This window comes from Pseudoduganella lutea (genome assembly GCF_004209755.1).
In the GTDB taxonomy this organism is placed as follows: Bacteria; Pseudomonadota; Gammaproteobacteria; order Burkholderiales; family Burkholderiaceae_D; genus Rugamonas; species Rugamonas lutea.
This window is the reverse complement of the sequence record NZ_CP035913.1, coordinates 1,320,510-1,332,494: the sequence shown is the minus strand read 5'-3', so window position 1 is coordinate 1,332,494 and position 11,985 is coordinate 1,320,510. Positions and strand designations below refer to the sequence as shown.

Here is an 11,985-nt window from a genome sequence, read left to right as displayed (position 1 = left end):
CCTACCAGTTGTAGGGCTTGTGCACGCCCGTGCTGATGGCCAGCTTGCGCACCGAGCGGCGCGCCGAAAGGTAAGCCAGTTTGAGCGTCGACTCCGCGCCACGCCAGCCCCGGTAGCCCCAGAACACGGTACCGGGCAGCTTGCCCTCGGTTCCAAAGCGGCCTTCCTTGGAAAACCAGCTGCGATATTCGCTGTCTGTCATGCCGGCGAATGGCGTGCGCTGGCGTATGCGGTCATCGTCCAGTACCGGGCCGCTGTGGTCATAGGTGACCGTTTGCGACGCGGGATCGTATTGCAGCCAGTGCGCGCGCAAGCCACTTGGCGCGGCTTCCAGGATCAGCTGTTCGCAGACGGCAGGTGTCTTGTAGTGCAGCTTGCGGCCGCGATACGGAACCTGCGGCAACAGGAAATTGCCCAGTGAGTAGGCGATCACGCCGGCCTTGTATTGCTCCACCCCCTGCACGATGTGCGGGTGGTGCCCAATGACGAGGTTGACGCCGGCGTCGACCGCCTCGCGGGCCCATTCGCGGTCGGCAGGCTGAGGGTAGCGGGCCAATTCGTAACCCCAATGCATGAAGGCCACCAGTGTCGCCTGCGGGAAGCGGGCGCGCAGGCTGCGCAGCGTCGCCAGTGCCGCGGCTGGCTCGAAGATCAAGGCATGATCGGCCGTGCTGTCCACGCGTGGCTCTGGCAAGCGCGAGCATGCGGCGAACACGACGAACTGCGTGTCGCCAACCGTGAACTCGCACCAGGGCACATCGCGCGTGCCGCAGACTGCGATGTCCTGTTGCGCCAGCAGCGTCTTGCTGATATCGACAGCGCCGACATAGTCGGACACGTGATTGTTGGCCAATCCGCACGCCACCACGTTCAGGCGCTTCAGCACGTCGACCACCGACGCATGCGAGAACAGGTTGAACTTGTATTCGTTGGCAACCGCGCTCTGTTCGGCCGGGCCATCGATGATGCCACCTTCCAGGTTGACGAGCAGGGGGCCATGGGCGGTCAAGTCGCCGAGAGCGGAGAGATCGATGATGTCGGTATCGGGCCAGGCAAGGTCGCCGGCGAAAAGCAGATTCATGGTCGGACATCCAAAAGGTTCGTGTACGCAGACGCCAGCCTGGCGACCGCCTTTTCCGTGGAGAAGTGTTGCCGGGTACGTTCCGCGGCCGCAGCGGACAGCTGCTCCCAGCGTCCGTTCGCCCATAGTGACGCGATCGCATCCGCGTAGTCACGCGCTGGCGCATCGAACGGCAGCACGATGCCTGCTGTTCCGATCACCGATTTGTTGAAACCATTGTCGGTCGCGACGGGCACGCAACCCATCGCCATTGCTTCCGTCAATGCATTCGAGTGTCCCTCGCCCGGGTGGCGCGTCGGGAAGAGAAAGATGTGCGAGCGGCCAAGCAGCGCGAGCACCTGGTCGGACGGTATGGGGCCAGGCCAGTGGGCGCCAGGATACTGCTGCTGCAGGCGCGCGACGAGTTCCGGGCTACCAGGGCCGGCGACCGTCAGGCTGCAGTCGATGCCCGACGCTTTAAGCGCCAGATAGGTCTGCAATGCCGTCTCGACGCCTTTTTCCACGTTGACCCGGCCAATGTAGACGAGCTCAAGCGTGCTAACAGAACCGGCGGTGCGCTGCGGCATCGCTGACACGGGAATGTGGTTCGGCAGATAGAAGGACGGCCGGCCGGTGACTTCACGCACGAACGGGTCATAATCGGTTCCTTCCACCATGACGAGGTCGGCGGCGCGCAGCGCGCGGCGGAACAGCCAGCGATACATGGGGCCGAGCCGCTTATAGTGCTTGTACATCGAGCCCGCGCGCACGTCGTAGATCACTTTCAGCCGCTGGCGGCGCGCCTTGCGCAACAGCAGCCACTCGGCCAGGATGAAGTGCTTGTACAGGCCGGTCAGATGATAAACGTCGCCATCATTGGCTGGAATCTGGCGCAGCAGGCTGGCGAAACCATTCACGTAGCCGCGCAACTTGGCCAGCGCACCACCTTTCGGCTGCGGGTAATATTGCTCGCTGACATCCACGCCGCTTGCGCGCAGGGCGTCAATGGTGCGCCGGTTGCAGGCTTCATAGCCACCGTGAGGTGTGGCGCCGGCCAGCGGGATGGGGCCGCAAAACAGAATCTTCATTGTTGCCCCGATCGCAGGCTCTTGGCACCAGGCCATTCCTGCGACACCCATTTGAACTTGCCGCTGGCCTGCAGGGGAATGTCATCCAGCAGGCGAATGCGTACCTGAAGCCTGTCAGTGACGAGGTCGCGGATATTGTTCAGCATTTTTTCTTCATCAGCCTTGGAAAATCCCTGGTCGGGCACGATTCGCACCTCCCACTCGCCAGGTCCGACTTGCGCCACCTGCGTCTTGCTGATGCGCTCAAGGCCTTTCAGGGCGAATGTGATGATCGACGCGCTGACCGGATTGTTATCGGCGTCGTACAGCTGGTCTTCAACCTTGCCCGAGGACAGTTCGATGCGCGGATAGTGGCGGCCGCAAGGGCAAGGGCCGGAAACCCAGCGCGCCTTGTCCGAGATGCGGTAACGCACCAGGGGCATTACGTGATTGTGCAGCGTGGTACCGACGACATAGCCAAAGTCAGTGGTCGGCTCATTACGCTCATCCAGGATTTCGACATACGAGTATTCCGGATTCAGGTGATAGTAGCCATGCTCGCACTGCGCGGCGAATGCCGTACGCTCGGCCATCCCGTAAAAATCGAACACGCGGCAGTTGAAGGCGCGCTCGATCTGCTCACGCTGTGCCGGGTACACCGGTTCGGAGCCAGTCACTACCGCGCGCAGGCGCAGCGGATGGTTCAACTGCTCCGCGGCCCGCGCCAGTTCATATGAAGAGGAGGGGTAGGCGCGCAATTGCGCAGCGCCCTGCGTCGCTATGCGGTCCAGCATCGCCCCGGCCGTTTGCAGCTTCAAGTGGCGGGTCGACATGAATAACTGCTTGCCATATTTGTCCCACAGCCAGAATGGCGGCGTAGCCTGTCCGGATGGAACGACCTGGTCGCCACGCAGGATGGCTTGCGGGGCACCGTTGCGATGGCCAGCCCATGCCCAGAATTGCAGGTGGAAGGCTTCTTCCCAAATGACCGAGTCGATACTCCGGAATACTTCCAGTGGCGTACCGGACGTGCCGCTGGTCTTGCCGAGCGGCCACCATGGCCTGCGCTTGCCACCGTTCGGATAGTAGAGCTGGCGATTTGCCACCAGATCAGGCTTGCTGATCACTGGATAATGCTGGCGTAGCCAGTCATACGGATTCGCGTCGGGCGGGCAGTCCGGCAGGCTGGAATAGGCGGGCAAGCGCGCGCGCGCGGTGGTCAGGGTCTTGCGTAGCAACCATTGCTGGCGGGCGAGCAATGCTTCCTCTGGCAATGATTCCCGGTCGATGAGCGTCTTTGCGCGGGCCAGCGCGAATGGATTCCGGCGTACCAGGTGCCGCGTGAGCAGCGAAAGACTTTTTACAATGGTGAGCGGCATGTTGTTCTTCGCATCCGCAGGCGAAAAAGCGGAGGAGTGGTTGGTTAAATGCTAACGGCTGCACACTATAGCGGTACATACTGCAGTGCGTCAATTCCAGTGCCGGGATGGATGATGGAGTGTCAGATATGTTACCATAGTTGATTAGATATCAACCATAACAGGAGAGCGCGCCAGCATGTCCACGCTCGCATGGAAATTTAATCGACTGAAATTGATGGGACCTGCCGAGATCTTGTGGCGGGTGCGCCAGATGGCGCAGAAGAAGGCGAGCAAGATCGGTGTCGGGCTTGTTGCCAGTCCCGCTGCGCCGAGTCTCGCTCGCTTCGGTGCCCCTTTCCTGCCACGATCGGCAGCCCCGGAAGGGCTGAACGTGCCCGCCTTGCGCAGTGCAGCCGATGCCGTGCTGGCCGGTCGCTGGAATGTGTTTGCGATGCGTGGCCTGAATCTTGGTTTTCCGCCGCAGTGGAACCGTGATCCGAAGACCGGCACCGTCGCGCCAATGAAGCTGGGGAAGGCGATCGATTATCGCCGGGAATCCGTCGTCGGCGACATCAAATATCTTTGGGAGCCGAGCCGGCACCTGGAGCTGGTGACGTTGGCGCTGGCATGGCGCGCAACCGGCGAGCAGCGCTACGCGGCAGGTGCCCGCCTCTTGCTGGAATCCTGGTTCGACCAATGTCCCTATCCGACAGGCGTGCACTGGACCAGTTCACTGGAGCTGGCGGTACGCCTGTTGAACTGGTCGTTTGCCTGGCAGTTGCTGGGCGGCGCAGAAAGTGCGCTGTTCACGGGTGAAGAGGGTATGCGCTTCCAGCGTCGCTGGCTGGACAATATCTACCAGCACTGCCATTTCATCCGTGGTTACTTCTCGCGTCACTCGTCGGCGAACAATCACCTGTTCGGTGAATACATGGGTTTGTTCGTCGCAAGCCTGCAGTGGCCGTGCTGGCCGGAGAGCGCGGGTTGGGAAGCCCTGGCTCGCAAAGGTCTCGAAACCGAGGCGCTGAAGCAGAACACGGCGGATGGCGTCAACAAGGAACAGGCCATCTACTACCAGCATGAAGTCATGGACATGATGCTGCTGTGCCATCGCATCGGTGTCGCGAACGGCAAAGGCTTTTCCGACGCCTACCTGGAGCGTATCGAGCGGCTGGCCGAGTTCGTTTCCGCGCTGATGGACGTCGGCGGCAACGTGCCGATGACAGGGGATGCGGACGATGCCCAAATGGTCCGGTTGTCATACGAAGCGGACTGGAGTCCGTACCGCTCGCTGCTCGCCAGTTGCGCGCTGCTGTTCAAACGCGGTGATTTCAAGCGCAAGGCCGGTGTGCTCGATGACAGGAATCGCTGGCTGTTCGGTGCTGCCGGTATAGAACAGTGGAACGAACTGGCAGAGGCGCCGGAGCAGCCCGTTCTTGCATTCCATGAAGGCGGTTATTACCTGCTGGGGAAAAACTTCGGTGCGGTTGACGAAGTCCGCATCGTGATCGATTGTGCCCCGCTCGGCTATCTGTCGATAGCCGCTCATGGTCATGCGGATGCGCTGTCATTCACACTGTCGGCAGGCGGCGAGGAGCTGCTGATTGATCCAGGGACGTACGCCTATCACACCCAGAAGGCATGGCGGGACTATTTCCGCAGTACGGCAGCACACAATACGGTACAGGTCGACGGCCTGGACCAATCCGAGATCGGCGGCAATTTCATGTGGCTGGCGAAAGCCAATGCCAAACTGCTGGTGCATGATGCTGTTTCAAATTTGCAACAATTTTCCGGAGAGCACGACGGATACTGCAGGCTGACAGACCCCGTTTTGCACCGCCGCACAGTACATTTTGATGCAAATTGTAACGCCCTTGTTGTAAAAGATATATTAGAATGCCGGGGCGATCATGATATCGCCCTGCATTGGCACTTCGCGGAGAACTGCCGGGTGGAAGTGGACGGGAAAGACCTCGTGGCAGCCGGCCAGCGTAGCGGGTTGCGCATGAGTTGTACATTGAACGACGGGCGCGAAGGACCCGAATTGTTGCGTTGCAGCGAGACGCCGATTGGTGGCTGGGTGTCCCGCCGCTTCGACGAGAAGTCAGCGATCACGACCGCAGTCTGGCGCGGCAGGATCCAGGGCACGACGAGCATGGAAACCCGGATCACCCTCGAAGTCGCAGGCGTTATCGCAAGCGGTAAATTAAACATTTAAGGAGCAGTATCTTGAAAATCAGCATCTTTGGCCTTGGCTACGTGGGCGCGGTATCTGCCGGCTGTCTGGCAGCCGACGGACACGAAGTGATCGGCGTCGATCCGAACCAGACGAAAGTCGACCTGATCAACAAAGGCACCACGCCGATCATCGAGAAAGATATTGGCGAAATGATCGCCAAGACTGTCGAGGGTGGGCAATTGCGTGCCACGACCGACGTGCGCGATGCCGTGCTGAACAGTGACATGTCGCTGATCTGCGTGGGTACGCCTTCGCAGCTGAACGGCAACCTGGACCTGTCGCACGTGCGCAAGGTCTGCGAGCAAATCGGTGCCGCAATCAAGGACAAAGAAGGCTTCCATGTGGTTGTCGCGCGCAGCACGATGCTGCCGGGCTCGATGACATCCGTCGTGATCCCCTCGCTCGAACAAGCTTCCGGCAAGAAGGCCGGCGTCGACTTCGGCGTGTGCAACAACCCGGAATTCCTGCGCGAAGGCACCGCTGTCTACGATTATTATCATCCACCCAAGACGGTCATCGGCGAATCCGACGAACGTGCTGGCGAGATGCTTGTCAAGCTGTACGAGAACATGGAAGCGCCGCTGGTGCGTACCGATGTTGCGACGGCTGAAATGGTCAAGTACACGGACAACACATGGCATGCCGTCAAGGTGGCATTTGCCAACGAAATCGGCAATATCTGCAAGGCGGTTGGTATCGACGGCCACAAGGTAATGGAGATCTTCTGCCAGGATACCAAGCTGAACCTGTCGCCTTATTACATGAAGCCGGGCTTTGCCTTTGGCGGCTCCTGCCTGCCTAAAGACGTGCGCGCGCTGACCTACAAGGCCCGTTCGCTGGACCTGGAACTGCCGCTGCTCGATTCGATCTTGCCGTCGAACCGCAAGCAGGTGGAAAAGGGCGTCAAGATGATCGTCGACAAGGGTACGCGCAAGATCGGCATCCTGGGTTTCTCGTTCAAGGCTGGCACTGATGACTTGCGCGAATCGCCGCTGGTCGACGTGATCGAAACGCTGCTGGGCAAGGGCTATGAGCTGAAACTGTACGACAAGAACGTGAATCTCGCCGCCCTGACCGGGGCCAACCAGGATTACATCCTGAACCACATTCCACACATCTCGAAGCTGATGGTGAATTCGATGGAGGAAGTGCTGGCATTTGCCGACACGGTGGTGATCGGTAACGGCGCGTCCGAGTTCAAGCAGGTGCCTGGCATGCTGAAGGACGGTCAGACGATCGTCGACCTTGTACGTATCAGCAAGGAGCAAAGCGGAGGCCAGTACGATGGCATTTGCTGGTAAGGGCAAGCAGCGTCGCGTCCTGATCCTGGTCGAGAACCTGCCATCGCCGTTCGACCGGCGCGTGTGGCAGGAAGCGACCACGCTGCATGCGAACGGCTATGAAGTATCGATCATCTGTCCAACCGGCAAGGGGTATGAAGGCCGGTACGAGGAGATCGACGGCATTCACATCTACCGCTACAAATTGCCGCTGGAAGCGGAAGGTGCGAAGGGCTACGCGATCGAGTATTCGGCTGCGCTGTTCCATACCTTCCGCCTGGCGTGGAAGGTGCTTTTCAAGCGTGGCTTCGATGTGATCCACGCATGCAATCCGCCTGACCTGCTGTTCCTGATCGGTGGTTTCTTCAAGCTCACGATGGGCAAGAAGTTCCTGTTCGATCACCACGACATCAACCCGGAACTGTATGAAGCAAAGTTCGGGCGTCGTGATTTCTTCTACAAGCTCATGGTGCTGTTCGAGCGTTGGTCGTTCAAGACGTCCGACGTATCGATCGCCACCAACGAATCCTACAAGCGCATCGCGGTCGAACGCGGCGGCATGGATCCGGACCGCTGCTACGTCGTGCGCAGTGGCCCGAAACTGGACCGGCTGCGCGTGCTGCCGCCTGTCGAAGCACTGAAGAAGGGCAAGCGTTACCTGGTCGGCTATGTCGGCGTGATGGGCGCGCAGGAGGGCATCGACTTGCTGCTCGAGGCCGCCCGCCATCTGATCGTCGACATGGGCCGCAAGGATGTGCATTTCGGCCTCGTCGGTGGTGGCACGTCGCTCGACCAGATGAAGGCGCTGGCCGTGAAAATGGGCATCGCCGACTACGTCACGTTCACTGGCCGCGTGCCCGACCAGGACCTGCTGGAAATGCTGAACACGGCGGACGTGTGCGTGAATCCTGACGTGGCGAACGACATGAACGACAAGTCCACGATGAACAAGATCATGGAGTACATGGCGCTCGGCAAGCCGATCGTCCAGTTCGACCTGGTCGAAGGCAAGGTCTCGGCGCAGGAAGCATCGCTGTACGCGAACAAGAATGATCCGGTGGACATGGCGAGGAAGATCGCCGAACTGCTGGATGACCCCGAGCGCCGAGCGCGCATGGGGCATATGGCCGCCACCGCGTGGTCAATGAACTGGAATGGCAATACGAAGCACCGAAACTGCTGGCGGCGTACGAGCGGTTGTATTCAGCCAATGCTCCACTGCCTGGCGCGGTTCCCCCATCATACAAAGGAAGCTGAATGAACATTCTCGTTACCGGCGGCATGGGTTACATCGGGTCGCACACCGTGGTCGAGCTGATCAACGCTGGCCACGATGTCGTCGTGGTGGATAACCTGGCCAACGCTGACCGTGCGGTGCAGGAGCGCGTGCAGCGCATCACAGGCAAGCCCTTTGAATTCGTCGAAGCGGACATCCGCGATCGTGCCGCGCTGGAGCGTGCATTCGCGACCCGGCAGTTCGATTCGGTGATCCACTTCGCCGGACTGAAAGCCGTCGGCGAATCGGTCGCGCAGCCGCTGCGCTATTACGACAACAACGTGTCCGGCAGCGTTGCGCTGCTGGAAACGATGGCGAAGTTCAATGTCAAGTCGATCGTCTTCAGCTCGTCGGCAACCGTTTATGGCGATCCGGCCACGGTGCCGATTACCGAGGATTTCCCGCTGTCGGCAACGAACCCGTACGGCCGCAGCAAGCTGATGATCGAAGAGATCATGCGCGACCTGCACAAATCCGATGACAGCTGGCGCATCGCCCTGCTGCGCTACTTCAACCCGGTGGGCGCGCACGAAAGTGGCCTGATCGGCGAAGAACCGAGCGGCATCCCGAACAACCTGATGCCGTATGTGGCCCAGGTGGCACACGGCAAGCGCGAATCGCTGTCCGTTTTCGGTGGCGATTATCCAACGCCGGACGGCACGGGCGTGCGCGATTACATCCACGTGGTCGATCTCGCGATCGGGCACGTGAAGACCCTGGACAAGCTGGCGACAGGTCCGGGTGTATATACCTACAATCTAGGGACCGGTCGCGGTAACAGCGTGCTTGAAATGGTACGTGCGTTTGAAGCTGCAAGCGGCCGGCAAGTTCCGTACAAGATCGTCGATCGACGACCCGGAGATATCGCCGCCTGCTACGCGGATACGGCAAAGGCCGAGCGAGAGCTCGGCTGGAAAGCACAGTTCGACATTGCCCGCATGTGTGATGACACATGGCGCTGGCAATCTTCATCGAAATAATTTTCCAGGGGGCTTCACATGAAAGCAATGATACTCGCGGCCGGCAAAGGCACGCGCGTGCGGCCATTGACGTACGAATTACCGAAGCCGATGATTCCAATCCTCGGCAAGCCCGTGATGGCATACCTGGTCGAACACCTGGCCCGGTATGGCATCACGGAGATCATGGTCAACGTCAGCTACCTGCACGAAAAGATCGAAGAGTATTTTGGCGAAGGCCACCAGTTTGGCGTGCAGATCGGCTATTCGTTCGAAGGCTACACCAATGATGACGGCGAGGTCGTGCCCGAGCCGCTCGGTTCGGCCGGCGGCATCAAGAAAATCCAGGAGTTCGGCGGATTCTTCGACGAAACCACGATCGTGCTGTGCGGCGATGCATTGATCGACCTCGACCTGAAATCGGCCTTGTTCGAGCATCGCCGCAAAGGAGCATTGGCCACCGTCATCACGCGGGAAGTCCCGTGGGACAAGGTGTCCAGCTACGGCGTCGTCGTCAGCGATGAAGACGGCCGCATCCGCGAATTCCAGGAAAAGCCGGATCCGGCGCATGCGAAATCGAATTGTGCCAGTACCGGCATCTACATCTTCGAACCCGAAGTAATCGACCTGATCCCGACGGACCGCGCCTTCGACATCGGTTCCGAGCTGTTCCCGCTGCTGGCCGAGAAGGGCTTGCCGTTCTATAACCAGACGCGCAAATTCAACTGGATCGATATCGGCAGCGTGAAGGATTATTGGGAAGTGCTGCAAGGCGTGTTGCTGGGCGAAGTCGCCAATATGGCGGTACCCGGCATCCAGGTCGATGAAGGCCTGTGGGTTGGCTTGAACACGAACATCGACTGGAGCGAGGGTACGACGATCGAAGGACCCGTGTACATCGGCTCGGGCGTGAAGGTCGATGCCGGTGCTCACATTGTCGGCCCGACCTGGATCGGCCACGGCAGCCATATCTGCTCCGGCGCAAAGGTGGTTCGCAGCGTGCTGTTTGAATATACGCGCGTGTTACCGGATGTTACGCTGAACGAACTGATTGTCTTTAAAGACTATAGTGTCGACCGTGCCGGCGAAATGAAGCACGTTTCGCAATATGAATCCGATGAGTGGGCCAACGCACGCGACCGCCGCGCAGCCCGCCGCCGGGAAAACGAACCAGACCTTCCTCATTTAGAACAGAAGAAAGCATGAAAATTTATCCCGTCATCCTGTCCGGCGGCGCCGGCACCCGCCTGTGGCCATTATCGCGTGCGGCGCTGCCGAAACAGTTGCTGCCGGTGGTTGCCGACAAGACGATGCTGCAGGACACGGCGCTGCGCCTGAACGGTCGCGCTGAACTGATGCAACCGCTGATCGTGTGCGGCAACGAGCACCGGTTCCTCGTTGCTGAACAGTTGCGTGAAATCAATGTCAAGCCGCTCGGCATTCTGCTCGAGCCGGAAGGACGCAACACGGCACCGGCCGTGGCTGCTGCTGCGCATTATCTGAAGGCAATCGACGACCAGGCAGTCATGCTGGTACTGCCGGCGGATCATGTGATCAGCGACACCGAGGCATTCTATGCAGCGATCCTGCGTGCCGCTGCGCTAGTCGAGCATGGTGCGCTGGCCACGTTCGGTATCGTGCCCACGGCACCGGAGACGGGATATGGCTACATCAAGAGCGGCGAGCCCCTGCCGGTCGGTGACAATTGCTTCAAGGTCGAGCGTTTCGTCGAGAAGCCCGACCGCGGCACGGCCGAGGAGTTCGTCAAGGCCGGCAATTACTTCTGGAACAGTGGCATGTTCCTGTTCCGCGCCGACGGTTACCTGAAGGAGTTGCAGCAGTTCCAACCCGAAATCGCCAACGCCACGGCCGATGCCGTGTCGAAGGGTTATCGCGACCTCGACTTCTGCCGCCTGAACGAGGAAGCGTTCGCCGCCAGCCCGTCCGACTCGATCGACTATGCAGTGATGGAACGCACCCGCCATGCTGTTGTCGTGCCGGCGTCGATTGGCTGGAATGACGTTGGCTCCTGGTCTGCGTTATGGGAAGTGCAGCAGCATGACGAGAATGGCAACGTCTGCCGTGGCGACGTGTATCTGGACGGCGTGAAGAATTCGCTGGTGCGCGCGGAAAGCCGTTGCGTGGCGGTGATCGGCGTGGATGACGTGGTGGTGGTTGAAACCAACGATGCCGTGCTGGTCGCGCACAAGTCACAGGTCCAGCGTGTCAAGCAGGTGGTCGATCACCTGAAATGCCAGGACCGCACCGAGCACCTGCACCACACGAAGGTCTACCGTCCTTGGGGATGCTACGAAGGCATCGACATCGGCGAACGCTTCCAGGTCAAGCGTATCACCGTCAACCCGGGTGGCAAGCTGTCGCTGCAGATGCACCACCACCGCGCCGAGCACTGGATCGTTGTGTCCGGCACCGCCAAGGTCACGTGCGGCGACAAGGTGGAACTGCTGACGGAAAACGAGTCCACGTACATCCCGATCGGCATGAACCATCGCCTGGAAAACCCCGGCAAGCTGCCACTGCACCTGATCGAAGTGCAGTCTGGTAGCTATCTGGGCGAAGACGACATCGTGCGGTTCGAAGACGTCTACCAGCGTACCTGATCGCGCATTTCCCGAATGCCACGTAGCGTGTACGCGCCGCGTGGCATTCTCATATTGATCGGTTACTTTTGCGTCGACTTCCGGTGATCCGTGACGCTACCTGCGGATTGCATCGTCCC

General features: G+C 60.0%; 9 protein-coding genes. 6 read left to right on the top strand and 3 right to left on the bottom strand.

The window, feature by feature from the left end; all coding sequences use genetic code 11:
* Position 1: 1 nt before the first annotated feature.
* The 3 genes from EWM63_RS05640 to EWM63_RS05630 are packed head-to-tail and all read right to left on the bottom strand — an operon-like array spanning position 2 to position 3,506.
* The gene (locus EWM63_RS05640; protein WP_165390756.1) at positions 2 to 1,081 is read right to left on the bottom strand and encodes a CapA family protein; all 1,080 of its coding nucleotides are present in this window, start codon (positions 1,079 to 1,081) and stop codon (positions 2 to 4) included.
* A complete protein-coding gene (locus EWM63_RS05635; protein WP_165390755.1) occupies positions 1,078 to 2,148 on the bottom strand; it encodes a glycosyltransferase family 4 protein in 1,071 nt (356 codons plus the stop codon). The genes EWM63_RS05640 and EWM63_RS05635 overlap by 4 nt, the downstream gene beginning before the upstream one ends.
* Positions 2,145 to 3,506: a phenylacetate--CoA ligase family protein gene (locus tag EWM63_RS05630; RefSeq protein WP_130185651.1), complete on the bottom strand. Its 1,362-nt coding sequence runs from the start codon at positions 3,504 to 3,506 to the stop codon at positions 2,145 to 2,147. The genes EWM63_RS05635 and EWM63_RS05630 overlap by 4 nt, the downstream gene beginning before the upstream one ends.
* Positions 3,507 to 3,684: 178 nt before the next feature.
* Here EWM63_RS05630 and EWM63_RS05625 point away from each other — a divergent pair, with 178 nt between their 5' ends.
* Genes EWM63_RS05625 through EWM63_RS05600 form a run of 6 tightly spaced genes read left to right on the top strand, consistent with a single transcriptional unit; the run spans position 3,685 to position 11,866 of the window.
* Entirely contained in the window at positions 3,685 to 5,709 is a 2,025-nt protein-coding gene (locus tag EWM63_RS05625) for a heparinase II/III family protein (RefSeq protein ID WP_130185650.1), read from the top strand.
* Positions 5,710 to 5,720: 11 nt separating this feature from the next.
* Positions 5,721 to 7,031, top strand: a complete 1,311-nt coding sequence (locus tag EWM63_RS05620) for a nucleotide sugar dehydrogenase (RefSeq protein WP_130185649.1) — start codon at positions 5,721 to 5,723, stop codon at positions 7,029 to 7,031.
* Complete coding sequence (locus tag EWM63_RS05615; RefSeq protein ID WP_229487744.1) at positions 7,015 to 8,271, top strand: glycosyltransferase family 4 protein; 1,257 nt, start codon at positions 7,015 to 7,017, stop codon at positions 8,269 to 8,271. Before EWM63_RS05620 ends, EWM63_RS05615 begins: the two co-directional genes overlap by 17 nt.
* Positions 8,268 to 9,266, top strand: coding sequence for a UDP-glucose 4-epimerase GalE (gene galE / locus EWM63_RS05610; RefSeq protein WP_130185648.1), 999 nt, complete (start codon positions 8,268 to 8,270; stop codon positions 9,264 to 9,266). The genes EWM63_RS05615 and galE overlap by 4 nt, the downstream gene beginning before the upstream one ends.
* An 18-nt stretch (positions 9,267 to 9,284) precedes the next feature.
* The gene (locus EWM63_RS05605) at positions 9,285 to 10,451 is read left to right on the top strand and encodes a nucleotidyltransferase family protein (RefSeq protein WP_130185647.1); all 1,167 of its coding nucleotides are present in this window, start codon (positions 9,285 to 9,287) and stop codon (positions 10,449 to 10,451) included.
* Positions 10,448 to 11,866: a mannose-1-phosphate guanylyltransferase/mannose-6-phosphate isomerase gene (locus EWM63_RS05600; RefSeq protein WP_130185646.1), complete on the top strand. Its 1,419-nt coding sequence runs from the start codon at positions 10,448 to 10,450 to the stop codon at positions 11,864 to 11,866. The genes EWM63_RS05605 and EWM63_RS05600 overlap by 4 nt, the downstream gene beginning before the upstream one ends.
* Positions 11,867 to 11,985: the final 119 nt, after the last annotated feature.